A 17,983-nucleotide genomic window follows, 5' to 3' on the forward strand; every position below is an offset into this window, starting at 1 on the left:
CCTCAGAACGGCATGGACGAAAGACACACCAACAGTGCCGAGGACACTCAGCGCCAGGCAGCAGAGCATCTCCTCGGAGCTGACACATTCGCCTTGGGTCTGCGCATCACAACTGAGCTCGGCGGAAACGACTCCACGCTGCTGTCGAGGTGGATGGCTCTGCGCATTGCGCAACTCATGCGCGATGTGGAGGAAGCCGATGACGCCTCCGTTCGGGAAGAAGCCGCGCGTACCTGCGAAGATCTGGTCCTGCGAGTTTGGGAAGCACGATCGAATTGGCCGCAGGGCTGGCCTCCCGAATCTGCCAGGCAAGTCGTTAGCGGCTTGGAGGAACCAAGCCCATGGCGGAGGGCACGTATGCCGGAGCAGGACGATGACGTCTCGTGGTGGACGGTACTGCCAGCGGCACTCGACTTGTTGTCGGAAGAGCAAGAGCTTTGGCGACTGACGGCCCTCGCTGACGTCGACCCGAGCGACATCCGCGCGTGGCTTGAGCAGCGGGGAGCAACTCTGGGGGAGGAGGAAAGGAAGCAACTTGAGTCCATCGCTGATGCGGCGGAGCATGCGGAGGAACGACTGGACGAGCGACTGACTGACAGGTCGGCGTCCCTACAACTCGCACGAGGACGTCAGCAAAGGGAACAGGGCACAAGCCTGACGGCACCAGAGCGAGCCGAATCAGCACTGCGGCAAATCAGGAAGCTCTCACGAGCGCGGCTGAAGCTCGCAGAACGCGTGGCGGCCCGTGCCAAAACTAGTTCGTAAGTCGGCGCGAGGGCTGCCGCCCACGCATCACGTCCAGCGGCTGTCCTGGCGACGTGTAACGCGTGAGCGATGCGTGAGCGGACGGTGTGGCACAACCCGCCGCGCGGTGGATCAGCACTCACGCCGCACATGCTCTGACCAGGTGGTTCCGGACACCGAACCAGCGTCCAGAACCGCCCAGCAAGCTTTGGCCAGGACTTTTAATCCATTGGTTGTGGGTTCGAGTCCCACAGGGCCTACCACCCGGGGCAGGGTTCCGCACTCTGGCCTGTGACGCAGCGCCTGAGTCGGCTTCGGTCGGCTCGGGCGCTGCTGCGTTTCAACAGCGGCTGGTCCCGCCCAGGTGTGAACATTGCCGGTGACGACATGGCCGGAACTGGTCGCATGCCGTTTCGAAGGCTGTCGTCCGTGCTCACCCGCCGTGCCGCTTGATGGTTTCTTCCGGGCCCGGACCGTCGCGGGGACATCGCATTTCAGTCACTCTTCACCATTTGCGCGGCATATACAGTTCGTCGCCTGGTTGAGGCGACATGTGCCGATGCGTTCCCTGGGGGCCAGGACGCCATGGACGCCGTGAAGGCCGTGGACGCCGTGGAACGGGGAGGGCGCAAAGTGAAGAGGACGCTGCTGACATCGGGGCTCGCCGGGATTCTGGTCGTGGGGGCCGCCGTGCCCACCGCGGCGATCTCGGACTCGGGGTCGACTCCACTGCCCGGCACGGGGGCGCGGGTCGAGGTCAGTGCCTGGCAGTGCAACGCCTACGCGGACAAGTGCTCCTTCCGGACGTCGACCAAGACCATGAAGGGCGGCGTCAAGTACAAGGTCAGCAAGATCAGTAACACGGCGACGGTGAAGGCCAACGGGTGGCAGGCGACCCTCGCGTTGAGCCCTAGCGGCACACAGGTGAGCGAGAGCACCCGGCGGGTCAGCTGGACCAACAAGAACACCTGGATCGCCGATGTGAGCGGCATCGCCGACCCGGGAGGTTCCCTCAACACGAGCATCACCACCTGCTCGGACGGCGGTGCCTTCAAGTCGGGTGTCAAGGCGTTCGCTTCGGCCTGCGCCAACGACTGAGCGGCGAACGAGGTGCTGGAGCGCGTCGTCGGCCGGGGCTTGGCGGGGTGGGCCGTGGTGGTGGAGTCATGAGGGCCGCGCCGGGCGGCAACCCACGGAAGAGCCCCGGGCTGCGCCGTCCGGCCAACCCGGCTCTCGCGGCTGTCGCGCTGTCCGCCGCCGCGGTGGCTGTCGGCGTCTCCCTGTTCGGCGGCGGACCGGTCGAGCGGCCCTCGCGGCCCGGCGCTGATCTGGCCGAGCAACTCGACGCCCTGCGCGGGGCGAACGACCTGGTGCGTGCCACGCGTACCGACGTCGGACGGGACCCCGCTCTGTATCCGACGGCGTACGGACGCCTGGAGGCCGCGCTCGCGGCGGGCCGGCGCGCAGGCGAGACCGTCCCGGAAGTCCGCCCGGCCGCGCTGGCCGAGCTAGCCCGCACCGATGTCCTCGACACCCCAGCCTGGCGCGCTCACTACGTCTGCCTGTCGCTGTCCGCGACGAAGGAGCCGGGCCAGGTGCCCCGGACCGGGCCCGCGGCCCGACAGGCACAGGTCCGCGGTGCCACCGGCACGACAGGTGACCCGGCGGACGTCCTGGAGCGGGCCGGGCTGCGGAAGCCGGCCGTGCGCGAAGCGCTCGGATACCTCCACGCGCCGGACGACGAGGACGACCCCCTCACCTCCGTCGCCACCCGGGCCGCCTTCCTCCGGACGCTGACCTGCCTGGGACGCGACGGCGAGGTGTCCAGAGCCGCTCTCGACCGGTTGGCGGCCGATACCGCTCGCGCCGGTCAGCCCGTACCCGTCCTCTACGCGGTGGAGGCACTGCGGGCGGTCGGCGTGCGGGCTCGTGCCACACGGGCGGTCCGGGGCGCGGACGCACAAATGCGGAAGCCCGGATGCACCGGCCTCGACCCCGTTCAGCGAGCGGCCCTGGTCCTGCTCCGGGACGAGTCGGACCGGCCGGAGCGGGCGGCGTCGCGGCCGACCCGGCGCTCCGCGCCGCCGGACCGGGAGACCCATGACTGTCTGGTGCCGTCCTTGGCGGACTCCGACACGCAGACCCGGTGGCTGGTCCGCCGTGCGCTCATGAGCGGTGGCACTGGTTCCACGCCTCCCCTCCCCTCGCCGGTCGGGGGCATCCGGCCCGACGGTCTCGTCGCCAAGTCACCACTCCAACTGGGCACACTCACCGCCACGTACAACGCCGCACGGGCCCTGACGGCCAGTGCCCGGCAGGATCAGACGCCGGACTGGCTCGTGAGGCGGCTCAAGGCGCTGGGGAGGGACTCCGGCCTCGAAGCGTCCGACCGGATCCTGCTCGCCATGACCTGTCACCGGCTCGCGTTGAGCTGCGGGCCCCAGGCGGCGAAGGGCGCCGAGGAGGCGGCCGAGGCGAGGATGCCGGCGCCTCCGGGTGGGGAGCACCAGCGCCGTTGGTACGGCGTCCTGGCGGCACGCGCCGAGTTCGGGCTGGGTTGCCCGCGGGGGTCCGTCGACCTGCCGCTGGAAGACGACTCGCGACAGATCGGCTCGCGACAGACCGGATCGCGGGAGAACCGCTTGCCGGATGCCGACCTGCCGAAGAACCCGTCCCCCAGCAACGCGTCGTCGCAGAGCGCGTCGTCGGCGAGGGAGAAGGACGGCGCAGCGCTCTCCGCCCGCGCGCTGCGCAGCGTGGTCGTACTCGCCGACGCGGGATGCGCGGCTCAGGCGGAGCGACTCACCGAGGGAACGGATCTCGTGGCACAGGCCCGGCGGGCGCTGCGCGAAGGAGACCTGCTGACAGCCTCGGACGCCATGCAGGCGGCACTCGCCTCCGACCAGAGCATCCCGCAGGAGGTGTGGGACGAGATGCCCGGGCTGCTGGAGCGCTACCGCGACACGAAGTTCCCCGACCTGTACGCCGCCTCACCGGGCGGCACCGCTTCCGCCGACGCCACCAGGGCCGCGTACTACCTCTTGGCCTGAGCCCGTCGTGCCCGAAGGCCCTCGCTCTCCCCACTGCGGAAGGACATCACCGTATGCACAACGCCTCCCCGCCCCCAGCCGTCGTAGCGGAGGGTCTGGCCTTCCGCTACGCGTCCGGCGGTGGTCTGGCCCGGGCGGACCTCAGCCTCGACGCGGGAGTGACGGCCGCCGTCGAGGGTCCCTCAGGTTCGGGCAAGAGCACTCTGCTCGCGCTCCTGGGGCTGATCCTGGCGCCGGCGGAGGGCTCCCTCCACATCACCGGCACGGACACCGCGGCTCTCTCGACCGCCGAGCGGGATCTGCTGCGGCAGCGGTCGATCGGCATCGTCCTGCAGGATCTCGGACTGCTGCCCTTTCTCAACGCCTGGGAGAACGTGGCCGCGGCCTTCGGCCCCCGGTTCGGGCGGAACCGTGCGGCGGCCCGCGCGCTGCTCGGCGACCTCGGCATGGCGGATCTGGCCGACCGTCGGGTCACCGAACTCTCCGGTGGGCAGCGGCAACGCGTCGCCGTCGCTCGGGCGGCCGTGAAGGAGCCGGTGCTCGTCCTCGCCGACGAACCCACCTCGGGTCTCGACCCGAAGACGGCCAACGCGGTGCTGGACTCCCTGCGTTCCTGCGCCGAGCGAGGCGCGGCCGTCCTGCTGGTCACGCACGACACGGCGGTGGCCGGCCGCTGCGACCGGCGCTATGTGCTCGACGGGGGTGTGCTGACGTCGGCTTGTCCCCGACGGTCCGCCGAGGAGAACGTCCATGAGCGCACCGAGCGCCGGGGCGGCGGCCGCGAGGAGGTGCTGGGATGAGCCGGTGGAGTCTGTGCACATGGAAGCGTGACGGGCGGTCGCTGCGCAGGGCCTGGCCCACGCTCACCGTCCTCGCCGCGTTGCTGACCACCTCCGCAGGGGTCGCTGCCGGGGCGGCGAGCGCCGTCGAACGGGACGTGCTGGGGTCGGGCGGACTCACTCAGATCGAACTCTCGTCGTTCGAGGGGGACGACTCGGTCCGCCCCCTCACCACCCCGGCGCTGCGGGAGGCCGAGGGCGTACGGGGCGTACGCCAGGTCGTCGCCGACTACCCCTCCGTGCTGTACGCCGAGGACGAGGGGACGTACGACCTGGCGAGCCACACCCTGACGCCGGGTGACGATCTGCCCGTGGTGAAGGGGAAGGTCCCGGCGTGGGACGCCGGGGTGGGGTCGACGGGTGCCGAGGGCCTCGGGGCGGACGAGGTCGTCCTGCCCGCAGCCGCGCAGGGCACGGACTTCGCCCCGCTGCTCGGCCGTACGGTCGCGTTCGGGTACACGAGGGCGACGGGTGCCGCCTCCGGCACCACAGCCGTCATCAAGCTGAGGGTGACTGCCCTGTACGACCCCTCCTGGCAGGCAGACGGGCCCGGTGTCGCCTATCTGTCGGAGGGCACGGCCGCGCGGCTGGCCGCGGCGCGCGCCGGGCAGGACCCGGAGACGTTCCGGGCGAGGGAGGGTGCGCAGTCCGCCGTCGTGCTGGTCGAGCACCAGAGGCAGGTGGCGGCCGTCACCGAGTCGCTCCAGAGGAAGGGGTTCTCGGCGTCCCCGGTCGCCGACCGGGTGCGCAACCTGCCCGGGCTGTTCGGTGTGGCGGATCTCGCCATGCGGGTGGGGGTGCTGGTCCTGGCGGTGGGGGCCGTCGCGCTCGGGGCGGTCCGAGCGGCCGACAGTACGCGGGCGCGCGTCGGGCAGTTCGCCGTGCTGCGGATCCTGGGGACCGGTCGGGCCGAGCTGCGGCGCATTCTGCTGGGCGAGGCGGTGCTGTCGGGCGGTGTGGCGGGAGCCGCGGGAGTCGTCGTCGGCGTCGGGGTGTCCGTGGCGCTGGCGCGGCCGCTCAGCGGTGTACTCGGGCTCCCCATCGCCGTCACCGACGCCCTGCCAGGACTGGTCTGGACGGCCGCCGCGATGCTGCTGCCCGCGGCGGGGCTGGCCGCCGGAGCGTTCCTCGGCAGCCGTGAGGTCCTGCGGCACGACCCCTACCTGGCGGCCCGGGCGCACGCCTGACGCGGGCGCGGGCTGAACACCGGGGCTGTGCGGGCCAGCCGCCGTCCGGTGCCGTGCAGGCCGTCCGCCGTCCGCCGTCCGCCGTACGGTGCCGTGCGGGCCGGCCGCCGCCCACAGTCCGCCGCCCACAGTCCGCCAACCGTCCGTCGGCTGCCGGCCATGACCCGGTGGCCGGTGGGCCTACAAACACCTGGGGCCGGAATCCTCATCGGATTCCGGCCCCAGGTCTTCAGTAGCGGGGACAGGATTTGAACCTGCGACCTCTGGGTTATGAGCCCAGCGAGCTACCGAGCTGCTCCACCCCGCGTCGGTGAAACCAGTGTACGTCATGCGGGGGACCCGAAGCACACGCCTTTGTCGGGGCCCCTCGCCTGCGCCCCCGCATCGCCCTTATCCCACCAGGTGCCGGTTGGGTTCCTTGGCCCGCTCCTCGTACTCGGGCAGGACGACGACCGCCGCCCCTTCCTCCGCCAGCACGGCGTTCCGGGCCGTCGCGTCCGGGACGAACGTGTCCGGCTCGCGCCAGGCCGTGACGACGCGCCGAACCCCGGCGTCGAGGACGAGCCGGGCGCAGGGGGCCGGGCGGGAGGCGCGGCGGGCGCAGGGTTCCAGGCTGCTGTAGACCGTCGCGGAGGCCAGGCGCGGGTCGGTGGGGTCGAGCTTGGCGAGGGCCGCCTCCTCGGCGTGGGCGACGGGGTCGCCGGCCTCGCGGGAGTGGCCGCGGGCCAGCTCCGTACCGTCCGCGGCGACCACGACCGCGCCCACGCTGAACGCCGTCCCCGAGGGCGGGCACTGCGCGGCCAGGTCGCACGCCAGGGCCAGCCAGTGGCGGTCGGCTGGGGAGACGGCCGGGCCGGTGCCGGGGACCGTGGGGACGTAGCGGATGAGGACGACGTCGCCGACCGGCCGGGTCTCCAGCAGCCGCAGCCGGCTCTTCGGGCCCCCGGGGTACGCGCCCGTGCCGAACATCCGCGGCGCCTCGGCCTGCCCGACGAACACCGGCGCCACGGCCAGCTGCAGCTCGTCCGCGAGGCCCTGCTGGAGCAGCTGCGTGTGGACGCGCCCACCGCCCTCGACCATCAGACGCCCCACGCCGCGTACGTCGCCGAGGTGGTCGAGGACGGCGGACCACTCCAGGTCGGGGCCGACGGAGACCACGTCCACACCGGCCGGGCCGGTCGGCAGGCCCAGCGCGCGCACGCGTTCCGCACCCTTGTCCGTGGTGTACACCACCTTCTCGCCGCCCGTGTGCCAGAACTGGGCCCCCGGGTCGAGATCGCCCGACGCGCTGACCGTGACCTTGAGCGGGTACTCGGGGAGCCCGGCGGCGACGCGGGCGGCGCGGCGTTCGGGGGAGTTGACCAGCAGCCGGGGGTTGTCGGTGCGCAGGGTGCCGGCCCCGATCAGGATGGCGTCGCTGGCCGCGCGCACCTCGTCGACCCGGTCGAAGTCGGCCGGCCCCGACAGGAGCAGCCGTTCGGGCCCGGTGTCGTCCAGGTAGCCGTCGAGGGAGACGGCGGCGGACAACGCGACGTAGGGCCTGGGCATGGAGACGCTCCCTGACTGGCTGACTGGCTGACTGGCTGACTGGCTGACTGGCTGGTTGGCCGGCCGGCTTGGTGATGACCGGCCGGCTGGCCGGCTGACCTGACCGAGCGGGCTTGGTTCAAGTTTTAAACAATAACTACACTGTACGTATGACGACCCGCTGGCTCACCCCCGAGGAACAGCGTGCCTGGCGCGCGTACCTCGCCGCGAGCACGCTCCTGGAGGACGCGCTCGACCGGCAGCTCCAGCAGGAGGCCGGGATGCCGCACCTCTATTACGCCGTGCTGGCCGTGCTCTCGGACGCGCCGGACCGTCGTATGCGGATGACCGACCTCGCCGAGCACGCGAAGATCACGCGCAGCCGGCTGACGTACGTCGTGACCCGGCTGGAGAAGGACGGGGCGCTCCGGCGCGAGAACTGCCAGTGGGACAAGCGGGGGAGCATCGCCGTCCTCACCGATGAGGGCCTGGCGCTGCTGGAGCGGCTGGCGCCCGGGCATGTGGACGCGGTCCGCAAGGCCGTCTTCGATCACCTCACCCCCGAGCAGATCGGCCAGTTCGAGGAGATCTGCTCGACCATCGCGGCGGCGATCGAGGGCGAGGACTCCCAGCAGAACGGCCCCGACGACCTGCCCTGGCGCCGCCGTTCCTGTTCATCGGGCCAGTGACCCGCACGCCGGCCATCGCCTCCCCGGCCGCCGGTACCGCCCGCCGTCCTCCCCGGCCGCCGGTACCGCCCGCCGTCCTCCCCGCCCGCCGGTTACCCCCCGCCGTCCTCGCCGGTCGCCGGCAACCCCCAGCGTCCTCCCTGGCCGCCGATAACCCTTCCCGCCCGCACCCTGCCGCCACAGCCCCCTCCGTCCGCCCCCGATATTCCCTGCGGCCCCGGAATGTGACGCATCCCAAAACTGGTTGCTTGAAATTTGAAGCAGGGGATAGAGTCGCGGCGAGCGCTGTGATTCAAATCTGAAGCACAGCGGCAGTCGCACCAGGACCGGAGAACCCGCATGCCCGACTTCCCCGCTGCCACCCCGCGTGCCCGCGTCCGGGTACCGCTGCGCTTCCAGGACGGCTACGGCGTCGACGCCGAGATGGTCACCTTCCACGGCCTCGTCGACGGCCGCGAGCACCTGGCGATCGTGCTCGGCGACCCTGCCCCCGGCACGGCCCCGCTGGTCCGGATGCACTCCGAGTGCCTGACCGGCGACGTCTTCGGCTCGGCCCGGTGCGACTGCGGGCCGCAGCTGCGGGAGGCGGTGGAGCGGATCGCCGACCGGGGCGGGGTTCTGCTGTACCTCCGTCAGGAGGGCCGCGGCATCGGCCTCTACAACAAGCTTGACGCGTACGCCCTTCAGGACCAGGGGCTCGACACCTACGAGGCGAACACGGCGCTCGGGCTGCCGGAGGACGCCCGCGACTACACGGCCGCGGCTCAGATGCTGGGCGCCCTCGGCATCGACGAGCTGGACCTGCTCTCCAACAACCCCGACAAGGCGCAGCAGCTGCGGGACCTCGGCGTCGGCGTCCGGCACCGCGTCCCCACCGGCGTGTTCACCACCGCCCACAACGTCCGCTACCTGCGGGCGAAGGTTCTCACCACCCAGCACACCCTGCCCCTGGCGGAGCTGACGGCGGGCTGAACGCCCGAACGGAAGAGCGCTCCAGCCGGGGTTCATGGGGTCGTTCGGATCACGCCTGGGCCGCGGAGCCCGGCACGCACACACGCACCAAGCCCCGCTCACCGGCAGCGGCGAAGTCCCCCAGCCCGAAGCCGGCATCGATCCGAACGACAGGCCCCCTAGGCCCTGTCGTCAAATTCCCACCTACCCCGCGACGCCATGCACGCGCTCTCGACGCACCGGGCCCCGACCCGAGTACGTCCAGTACACGGGTCAGGGCCCGGCCCGCCGAGAGCACGCACCTGACGCCGAGGGGCCGCCCTCCGGGCGACGGCGGGAATGTGACGACAGGGCCTAGCCCATTCGGACCCGTCGACTGGCCGGTCGCCGGTCGTCCCGTGAATCTGGGACGGGTGGGGCAGTTACAGGGTGCGAAGAGGCCGGACGGCCGGCGGTTCTTCTACACCGGTGCCCTCGTGCGGGTCCTGCCCGTGCTCCTCGTCGTCAGCGGCTTCTGCTACGACCACTTCATGCCGCGCGAACTCACGGCCGTCCCCTTCTTCACCGCGGCGCCGCTGGTGGCCGCGCCGCTGCTGTCGCTGGCGGGCACCGTGGTGACCGGTGCCGCCTCGCTCGGCGGCATCCTCGCCGTACGCCTCCGGCACAGCGGTGTGGGCGAGGCGGACGCGCTCACCGAGATCTCGACCGTCGCCACCGTCGCCGTACTGGCCGTCGCCATCAACCGGCTCGTCCGGCGCAGTGACGCCCGCCTCGCCACCGCCCGGGAGATCGCGGAGGCGGCGCAGCGGGCCGTACTGCCGAGGCCCCAGGAGCGGCTCGCCGGCCTGGAGATCGCGGCACGGTACGAGGCCGCGCAGGCCGGGGCCTCGATCGGGGGCGATCTGTACGCGGTGCAGGACTCGCCGCACGGCGTACGGCTGGTCGTGGGGGACGTCCGCGGCAAGGGCCTCGGCGCGGTGGCGGCGGTGGCGGTGCTGATCGGCGCGTTCCGGGAGGCGGCCGAACAGGAGACGACCCTGGAGGCCGTGGCCCAGCGGCTGGAGCGGGCGCTCGCGCGGGAGGTGACCCGGCGGGACGCGGCACGGCGGGACCCCACCGTGCCGTACGAGGGGTTCGTGACGGCCGTCCTCGCCGAGTTCCCGCACGGTGCCGGGTCGGCCCGCATCGTCAACCGGGGCCACCCGCCCCCGCTGCTGCTCCACGCCGACGGCGAGCTGCGCACCCTCGACCCCCCGTGGACCGCGCTGCCGCTCGGCCTCGACGAGCTGGGCACCTGGCCGGACCGCGCCGAGGAGGTCGTGTTCCCGGCGGGGTCGACACTGCTCTTCTACACCGACGGCCTGTCCGAGGCCCGCGACGCGGACGGCGTCTTCTACGACCCGGCCGCCCGGCTCCACGGCCGCACCTTCCCCGCCCCGCGCGCCCTCTTGACGACACTCGCCGAAGAGGTCCGCGAGCACACCGGAGGCGGCACCACGGACGACATGGCGCTGCTCGCCGTACACCGCCCCTGAAGAACTCTCACTCTACGTACACAATCCAACCCCCTCCGCATAACAACTGACGCCCAGTCAGGACAGCCGGGGTTCCTGAGGCGAGGCCAACTCGCCCGTTTTCCACCCCTCATGACCCGTAAGTCCAGCGCAAAAAGGCGAACGATCATTCAGAACCGCTTGGAATGCCGCCCCCACGTCTATTAACGTTCGATAACGCAGCGCGGTCGTCCCAGCCGTCACAAGAGGCGGCTCCGTGCTCACGCGCCGAATCCCGTAGGGAACCGGGGAACCACCACCCTGGGGTGAATCGCGCGAAAACCGCCGTGGAAGCACGCTCGGTTTACGCGCGTAGGAGACCTTCCGCTCCGAACCCGTCAGCTAACCCGGTAGGCGAGAAGGAAGGAAAGGAGTACGCCCCACGTGGCGTCCAACCGGTCCGCGACCGAAGCCCCCTTCGTGCCGAACCAACGCGGCAGTGAGCCCGAGACCTTCGGCTTCGGCAGCTATGACAGCGACAACGAGGGCCCCTTCCAGGAGTGGAACCCCACCGCGGAGTCCCTCCGTCCCGTCCGCGGCCGGCACCGCGTGGCCAAGACCAAGCAGCGCGGCGGGTTCGCCCGTAGCTCCACGGTTCTCGGCGTCGGCGTCATAGCCGCCGTCAGCGGCGCCGGCATGGCCAGCGCCCAGAGCGGCAAGGCCCCGGTGGCCATCTCGATGCCGGACATGCCGAACGTGGGCTCGGTCTTCGAGGACGACGACCCCGCCGACGAGCCCGAGGGCTCCGCCACCCCGCTCAGCAGCGCCGGCCTCATCGCCGCCGACACCGAGCAGGGTGCCACCGACGCCGGCGAGGCGCTGCGCGCCCGCATCATGCAGCAGGCCGAGTCCCAGCAGGACGCGTTCGACCTGAAGGCCGCCGAGGCCGCGCAGACCGCCGCCGCGAAGAAGGCCGCGGACCAGGCCGCCGAGGAGAAGAAGGAAGCCGAGGCCAAGGAGGCCGCCGCCAAGAAGAAGGCGGAGGAAGAGGCCGCGAAGAAGAAGGAAGCCGAGCGCCTGGCCGCCCTGGCCAAGCAGTTCACGCTGCCGACCTCCTCGTACACGATCACCTCCACCTTCGGCCAGGCCGGCCCCTACTGGTCGTCCGGCTACCACACGGGCCTTGACTTCGCCGCCCCCACGGGCACCCTCATCAAGGCCGTCCACAGCGGCACGATCACGCAGGCGGGCTGGGACGGCTCGTACGGCTACAAGACCGTGCTCACGCTCGACGACGGCACCGAGATCTGGTACGCCCACCAGTCCTCCATCGGCGTCAGTGTCGGCCAGAAGGTCGGCACCGGCGACGTCATCGGCCGCGTCGGCGCCACGGGCAACGTCACCGGCGCCCACCTCCACATGGAGGTGCACACGGCCGGCTCGGGCAACGGCATCGACCCGGCGGCGTGGCTGCGCAGCAAGGGCCTGAGCATCTAGCCTCCAGAGCCACTCGAACGGATGTGACGCCGCGTAAGGCCGACGGGCCTGACGCGGCGTCCGTCGTACCGCCCGGGCCCGACGCTTCACCCGGCGTTCACACGAGCCCGGAATGCGATCGTCCGACCCGGTGGTTGAACCCACACATGACTTCTCTTCGCAAGCTGGGTACGTCCGACCTCGAGGTCTTCCCGCTCTCCCTGGGCGGCAACGTCTTCGGCTGGACGGCGGACGAGGCACAGTCCTTCGCCGTCCTCGACGCCTACGCCGACGCCGGCGGCAACTTCATCGACACCGCCGACTCCTACTCCGCGTGGGTCGACGGCAACCAGGGCGGCGAGTCCGAGACGATCATCGGCAAGTGGGTGAAGGCCCGGGGCAACCGTGCCGACGTGGTGATCGCGACGAAGGTCAGCCAGCACCCCGAGTACCAGGGCCTCTCCGCCGCCACCATCAAGGCCGCCGCGGACGCCTCGCTCACCCGCCTGGGCACCGACCACATCGACCTCTACTACACGCACTTCGACAAGCCCGAGGTACCGGTCGAGGAGATCATCACCGCCCTCGACGACCTGGTGAAGGCGGGCAAGGTCCGCGCGATCGCCGCGTCCAACATCACCCCCGAGCGTCTCAAGGCGTCCCTGGACTTCTCGGACCGCGAGGGCCTGGCCCGCTATGTGGCGCTCCAGCCCCACTACAACCTGGTCTCCCGCGACACGTACGAGGGCGCCCTCCAGTCGGTGGCCGCCGACGCGGGCCTCTCCGCCGTCCCCTACTTCTCCCTCGCCAAGGGGTTCCTCACCGGCAAGTACCGCCCCGGCGCGACCGTCGACAGCCCTCGCGCCGCGGGCGCCGGCGCCTACCTCGACACCCCGAGGGGCACACGCGTCCTCGCCGCCCTCGACGAGATCGCCCGGTCCAGGAACGCGGAGATCGCCACGATCGCCCTGGCCTGGCTCACCGCCCAGCCGACGATCACCGCCCCGATCGCCTCGGCCCGCACCACGACCCAGCTCCCGGCACTCCTGGCGGTGGCCGACACCACCCTCACCCCGGAGGAACTGACCAAGCTGACAGACGCCTCGGCGTAGCAAGCCCATGGCTGCCCTCAGCCCCGGAGGGGGTGAGCCGCGTACGACGGACCGGCACACGCCACCGGGGCGCCACAGGCGGATACGGCGGGCCGGCCGCGCACGGCCGAGCGGAACGCGCCTCGGAGCCGGCGCAAGCCCCCGTGGCGGGCCGGCCGCGCACAGCCAGCCGGGAACGCGCCTCAGAGGCGTCGCAAGGGCCTGTGGCGGGTGGGCCGCGTACGGCCGACGGGGAACGCGCCTCGGAGGCGTCGCAAGCCCGTGCGGCGGGTGGGGCCGCGTACGGACGTGAGGGGGTGTGTCGGGGGGGTGTCCGCCCGCAGCGGTTGGCGCGTCAACTGGTCCGGCTTCCCGAGAGACCGATTTCGCGCCGTTCCGAGGACGGACACCCCCCGGCGCGCCCCCGACCCACCCGCACCCGAAGGCGCCCCACCCCACAACGCACACCCCGCCGACGACCCGCTACGACCCATACGGCCGGTACGGCACAACCGCCGGGCTCCCCCCGTAAGGCGACCCCGCCCCATAACTCTGCGCCTGAGCCTCGACGCCGTACCCGTACCCGTATCCGATCCCGCCCCCGACCCCCTGCCAAGCCACAGCCTGGAACGGCGGCACGGCCACCCCCACCGGCACCACCCCCCGCCCCGCATAAGCCAACGCGGGCCGAGCCAACCCCCGCCGACGCCACAGCTCGAACAGCAGCTGCCGCTCCCGGAGCACGAAGTCACCCCCGCCCCGCCCCAACCGCCCCCGCCGCCGCAGAAACGCCAGCGACGTCGCGTACGCCTCGTACTCCGCGACGACCCGAGCCCCACTCTTGCCGAAGTGGTACGCCGCGTAGTCCCGCGCCACCCGCCGAGCCCGCATCGACCCGAGGACGAACGGCTCGGGCGGCGTCAGCCACCCCGCCGCCGCGTACACCGGCAGTTCCTCCCGCACGGCCCGCAGCTCCCGCTGCCGCGTCCAGATCGCCAACCACGTCAGCAGCCCGAACATCGGCACCATGAACACCGCGTAGACCGCGAAGAACCCGTACTCCCCGAACGCCGCCGACCCGTTCCAGACCGCGTGCATGCCCATCGCGAGCAGCAGCCCGCCCACCGGCACCAGAGTGCGCCGTACCCGCTGCCGCTGCCCGGCCGCCGCCGCGAAACCGAACCCGATCCCGGTCAGCACGGTGAACAGCGGATGCGCGAACGGCGACATGATCACCCGCACGAAGAACGTCGCGGCGGTGACCGACGCCAGCCCGCTCCCCCCGCTGAGCTGGTCCGTTCCGAACGCCGTCCCGAGGTACAGGATGTTCTCGGTGAACGCGAACCCGGTCGCCGTGACGCCCGCGATCACCACCCCGTCCACGATCCCGGTGAAGTTCCGCCTCCGGAACAGGAAGATCAACAGCACGGCCGCGGCCTTCGCGGTCTCCTCCACGACGGGCGCTATGACGGTGGCGCCCAGCGTGTCGGCGTGCGACGGGTCGGCGGTGGCGGTGGCTATCCACTGCGTGGCGAAACTGTTCGCGACGATCGCTATCAGCGCCGCCGCGCACGCCCCCCAGGCGAAGGCGAACAGCATGTTCTTCCAGGGCCCGGGTTGCACCCGGTCCAGCCACCGGAACGCCGCCACGAGCAGCGGCACGGGCAGCACCGCCAGCCCCAGGCCGACGAGGAATCCCTCCGTGCCGGTCTGCTCGCGCACGAGGGCCAGGATGACGAGCCCGGACAGCGCGAGCAGCGCGATGAGAGAGCCGTACGTGACGCTCTTCCGCTGCCACCAGCGCACGGGCCTGAACGCACCTCCGCCGGCGGGGCCGCTGGGGTGCGTCGGGTAGAGGGGACCGGTGGCCATTGCATTGACCCTAACGAGCGATGGGCGCTGCCCGCGACGTCACCAGGGTGCGACCGGTCGCGGGGGGTGGGTGAGGGCTGTTCGTGCGCCTATGGGGGGTTGAGGCGGTTCCTACTGATCTACGCGTCGGAAGAGCAGATCGTTCACCACATGACCCTTGTCCAGTCCCTGCGCCTCGAAACGGGTCAGCGGCCGGAACGCGGGACGTGGCGCGAAACCGCCGTCGGGCCGGGTGTTCTCGAAGTCGGGGTGGGCGGTCAGCACGTCCAGCATCTGCTCGGCGTACGGCTCCCAGTCCGTCGCGCAGTGCACGATCGCGCCGGGCCGCAGGCGTGAGGCGACGAGCGTGAGGAACTCCGGCTGGATCAGCCGCCGCTTGTGGTGCCGCTTCTTCGGCCAGGGGTCGGGGAAGTAGACGCGCAGTCCGTTGAGCGAGGCGGGCGCGAGCATCTCCCGCAGCAGGATGATCGCGTCGCCGTTCGCGACCCGGATGTTGGACAGTCCGTTCCGGTCGGCGAGGTTCAGCAGGTTGCCCTGGCCGGGGGTGTGGACGTCGACGGCGAGGACGTTGGTGCCGGGATCCGCGGCGGCCATCTCCGCCGTGGCCTCTCCCATCCCGAAGCCGATCTCCAGCACGACGGGGTTCTCGTTCCCGAACAGTTCGACGAGGTCCAGCTTCCGCCCGTCGATGTCGAGCCCCCACTTGGGCCACAGGCGCTGCAGCGCGTCCGCCTGCCCGGCCGTCACCCTGCTGCGCCGGGGCTGGAAGCTCCTGATCCGCCGCTCGAAATGCGCCCCGGCGGGATCGGCCTTGGGCCCGTCCGGGAAGCGGGGCTCACCCTTGGCACGGGCACGGCGAAGGGGGGCACCGGAGGTGCGGGACTCGGGGGCATCGGCAGACTCAGACACAGTGAGCCCAATTTTACGACCGCACCCTCCCCCGAAACGGCCCCAGGCCGCAGCGGCCCTCGAACCCGCAGTGTCCGCCCGGCCGCAGCGGACCCGAAGCGCGAACCCCGGCGGCTTTGAACCGTCAGCGTCTGCCAGTGACAGCGGACCCGAACCCGCCCCCAGCGGCCCTCGAACCCGCCGCGTCGGCCCGGCCGCAGCGGACCCGAAGCGCGACCCCGGCGGCTTTGAACCCGCAGCGTCCGCCAGTGACAGCGGACCTAAGGCGCGATCCCCAGCGGCCCCGAAATCGCAGCGTCTGCCAGTGACAGCGGACCCGAACCCGCCCCCAGCGGCCCTCGAACCCGCAGCGTCGGCCCGGCCGCAGCGGACCCGAAGCGCGACCCTCGGCGGCTTTGAACCCGCTGCGTCCGCCAGTGACAGCGGACCCAAGGCGCGATCCCCAGCGGCCCCGAAATCGCAGCGTCTGCCAGTGACAGCGGACCCGAGACCCGCCCCCCAGCGGCCCTCGAACCCGCAGCGTCCGCACGGCCACAGCGGACCCGAAGCGCGACCGCCAGCGGCTTTGAACCGTCAGCGCCCGCCAGTGACAGCGGACCCGAACCCGCCCCCCAGCGGCCCCCGAACCCGCAGCCTCCGCCAGACCACAGCGGACCGAAAGCCAAGCCACCAGCCGCCCCCAGCCACTAGCGGCCCCCAGCCACTAGCGGCCCTCAGCCACTAGCGGCCCTCAGCCACTAGCGGCCCTCAGCCCCCAGCGGCCCTCACCCCACGGCGGCCCTCACTCCACGGCGGCCCTCACCCCACGGCGCCACCATCCGCAGCCGGCCCGCGGCCGCGTCACACCGCGGCCAGTGCGGTCAGCGCTCTTCTGCCCACTTCCCGCCCGATCGGCAGGGAGGCGGTCGCCGCCGGCGACGGCGCGTTCAGCACGTGCACCGCCCGCGCGCCCTCGCGGATCAGGAAGTCGTCCACCAGCGTGCCGTCGCGCAGTACGGCCTGCGCCCGCACCCCCGCCGCGGCGGGTACGAGGTCCCCCTCGGAGATCCCGGGCAGCAGCCGCTGGACGGCCCCCGTGAACGCCCGCTTGGACACCGACCGGCGAAGCTCCCCTGCCCCGTACCGCCAGTGCCGCCGCGCTATCCGCCAGGCCCCGGGCCACGCCAGGGTCGCCCCCAGCTCCCGTGCCCGTACGGTCCCCCAGCCGTATCCCTCGCGGGCCAGTGCCGGCACCGCGTTGGGGCCGATGTGGACGCCTCCGTCGATTCCCCGGGTCAGATGCACCCCGAGGAACGGGAACGCCGGATCGGGCACCGGATACACCAGCCCCCGCACCAGCTCGGGCCGCGCCAGCTCGTAGTACTCGCCCCGGAACGGCACGATCCGCATCCCGGGCTCGTCCCCGGTCATCCGGGCCACCTCGTCGCAGTGCAGCCCCGCGCAGTTCACCAGGACCCGCCCCCGGACGACGTCACCGCCCCGGACCCGCACGGCCACGCCCAGTGAGGCGCGCCGGTCGATCCGCTCGACCTCGGCCCCGTACCGGATGTCGGCGCCCGAGGCGGCCGCGAGCTGCCGGGCGACGCCCACGAAGTCGCAGATCCCGGTGGTCCCGACATGTATGGCGGCGAGGCCGCGCACCTCCGGCTCGTACTCGGTGATCTGGGCGGGGCCCAGTTCCCGGACCGGTATGCCGTTCTCCCGGCCGCGCTGCACCAGGGCGTGCAGCCGGGGCAGCTCCGAGCGCTCGGTGGCGACGATCAGCTTTCCGGTGACCTTGTGGGGGATGCCGTACTCGGCGCAGAACTTCACCATCTCGGCGGCGCCCTCGACCGCGTACCGGGCCTTCAGTGATCCCGGCCGGTAGTAGATCCCGCTGTGGATGACGCCGCTGTTCCGCCCGGTCTGGTGCCGGGCGGGCCCCGGCTCCTTCTCCAGCACGGTCACCCGGGTCCCCGGCGCGGCACGTGTGATCGCGTACGCCGTCGACAGCCCGACGATCCCGCCGCCGACCACGAGCACATCACAGTCGTAAGCGCCCAGCCTCCGCACGCGCCCCACCTCCCGACTCCGATAGTGCACTGCACCACTGACAATGCCCTCAAACCCGAAAGACGTCTGCATGGCCCCGGTCACATCCCGACCACCGGCCAGC

General features: G+C 72.0%; 14 protein-coding genes, 1 tRNA gene and 1 riboswitch. Of the genes, 10 read left to right on the forward strand and 5 right to left on the reverse strand.

The window, feature by feature from the left end; genetic code table 11:
• The first annotated feature begins 12 nt into the window (after positions 1-12).
• The 5 genes from ACZ4Z2_RS09850 to ACZ4Z2_RS09870 all read left to right on the forward strand — a co-directional run bounded on the left by ACZ4Z2_RS09850 (position 13) and on the right by ACZ4Z2_RS09870 (position 5,820).
• A complete protein-coding gene (locus ACZ4Z2_RS09850; protein ID WP_468074135.1) occupies positions 13-765 on the forward strand; it encodes a hypothetical protein in 753 nt (250 codons plus the stop codon).
• A 564-nt stretch (positions 766-1,329) separates the two neighbouring features.
• A complete protein-coding gene (locus tag ACZ4Z2_RS09855) occupies positions 1,330-1,842 on the forward strand; it encodes a hypothetical protein (protein ID WP_468074137.1) in 513 nt (170 codons plus the stop codon).
• 68 nt (positions 1,843-1,910) lie between these two features.
• Positions 1,911-3,794, forward strand: a complete 1,884-nt coding sequence (locus ACZ4Z2_RS09860; RefSeq protein ID WP_468074139.1) for a hypothetical protein — start codon at positions 1,911-1,913, stop codon at positions 3,792-3,794.
• A 53-nt stretch (positions 3,795-3,847) separates the two neighbouring features.
• Complete coding sequence (locus ACZ4Z2_RS09865; protein ID WP_468074141.1) at positions 3,848-4,594, forward strand: ABC transporter ATP-binding protein; 747 nt, start codon at positions 3,848-3,850, stop codon at positions 4,592-4,594.
• Positions 4,591-5,820, forward strand: coding sequence for an FtsX-like permease family protein (locus ACZ4Z2_RS09870; RefSeq protein ID WP_468074143.1), 1,230 nt, complete (start codon positions 4,591-4,593; stop codon positions 5,818-5,820). Before ACZ4Z2_RS09865 ends, ACZ4Z2_RS09870 begins: the two co-directional genes overlap by 4 nt.
• A 233-nt stretch (positions 5,821-6,053) precedes the next feature.
• Here the strand turns inward: ACZ4Z2_RS09870 and ACZ4Z2_RS09875 are convergent.
• Together ACZ4Z2_RS09875 and ACZ4Z2_RS09880 are read right to left on the reverse strand one after the other, a co-directional pair.
• Positions 6,054-6,127 (reverse strand) — tRNA-Met (locus ACZ4Z2_RS09875).
• Between the two features lie 83 nt (positions 6,128-6,210).
• Positions 6,211-7,368 carry a dihydrofolate reductase family protein gene (locus ACZ4Z2_RS09880; RefSeq protein WP_468074145.1) on the reverse strand — a complete coding sequence of 386 codons (1,158 nt, stop codon included), beginning with the start codon at positions 7,366-7,368 and terminating at the stop codon, positions 6,211-6,213.
• Positions 7,369-7,517: 149 nt separating this feature from the next.
• Between ACZ4Z2_RS09880 and ACZ4Z2_RS09885 the strand changes: the two genes are divergently transcribed.
• The 5 genes from ACZ4Z2_RS09885 (at position 7,518) to ACZ4Z2_RS09905 (ending at position 13,068) form a co-directional block, all read left to right on the forward strand.
• A complete protein-coding gene (locus ACZ4Z2_RS09885) occupies positions 7,518-8,036 on the forward strand; it encodes a MarR family winged helix-turn-helix transcriptional regulator (protein ID WP_468074147.1) in 519 nt (172 codons plus the stop codon).
• Positions 8,037-8,375: 339 nt separating this feature from the next.
• Positions 8,376-9,008: a GTP cyclohydrolase II gene (locus ACZ4Z2_RS09890; RefSeq protein ID WP_107463180.1), complete on the forward strand. Its 633-nt coding sequence runs from the start codon at positions 8,376-8,378 to the stop codon at positions 9,006-9,008.
• A 392-nt stretch (positions 9,009-9,400) separates the two neighbouring features.
• Complete coding sequence (locus ACZ4Z2_RS09895; RefSeq protein WP_468074149.1) at positions 9,401-10,522, forward strand: PP2C family protein-serine/threonine phosphatase; 1,122 nt, start codon at positions 9,401-9,403, stop codon at positions 10,520-10,522.
• Positions 10,523-10,756: 234 nt separating this feature from the next.
• A riboswitch (cyclic di-AMP (ydaO/yuaA leader) is annotated at positions 10,757-10,912 on the forward strand.
• Positions 10,913-10,924: 12 nt separating this feature from the next.
• Entirely contained in the window at positions 10,925-11,977 is a 1,053-nt protein-coding gene (locus ACZ4Z2_RS09900) for a M23 family metallopeptidase (RefSeq protein ID WP_468074151.1), read from the forward strand.
• 146 nt (positions 11,978-12,123) lie between these two features.
• A complete protein-coding gene (locus ACZ4Z2_RS09905) occupies positions 12,124-13,068 on the forward strand; it encodes an aldo/keto reductase (protein WP_468074153.1) in 945 nt (314 codons plus the stop codon).
• 462 nt (positions 13,069-13,530) lie between these two features.
• Here the strand turns inward: ACZ4Z2_RS09905 and ACZ4Z2_RS09910 are convergent, their stop codons facing one another.
• The 3 genes from ACZ4Z2_RS09910 to lhgO form a co-directional block, all read right to left on the reverse strand.
• Positions 13,531-14,919 (reverse strand): PrsW family intramembrane metalloprotease, encoded by a 1,389-nt coding sequence (locus ACZ4Z2_RS09910; RefSeq protein ID WP_468074155.1) that lies wholly within the window; start codon positions 14,917-14,919, stop codon positions 13,531-13,533.
• Positions 14,920-15,030: 111 nt separating this feature from the next.
• Positions 15,031-15,828: a tRNA (guanosine(46)-N7)-methyltransferase TrmB gene (trmB, locus tag ACZ4Z2_RS09915; RefSeq protein ID WP_468074157.1), complete on the reverse strand. Its 798-nt coding sequence runs from the start codon at positions 15,826-15,828 to the stop codon at positions 15,031-15,033.
• A gap of 840 nt (positions 15,829-16,668) precedes the next feature.
• On the reverse strand, positions 16,669-17,880 hold the full coding sequence (gene lhgO, locus ACZ4Z2_RS09920) for an L-2-hydroxyglutarate oxidase (RefSeq protein WP_468074159.1): 1,212 nt from the start codon (positions 17,878-17,880) through the stop codon (positions 16,669-16,671).
• Positions 17,881-17,983: the final 103 nt, after the last annotated feature.

The organism is Streptomyces sp. NPDC030183, assembly GCF_055573455.1.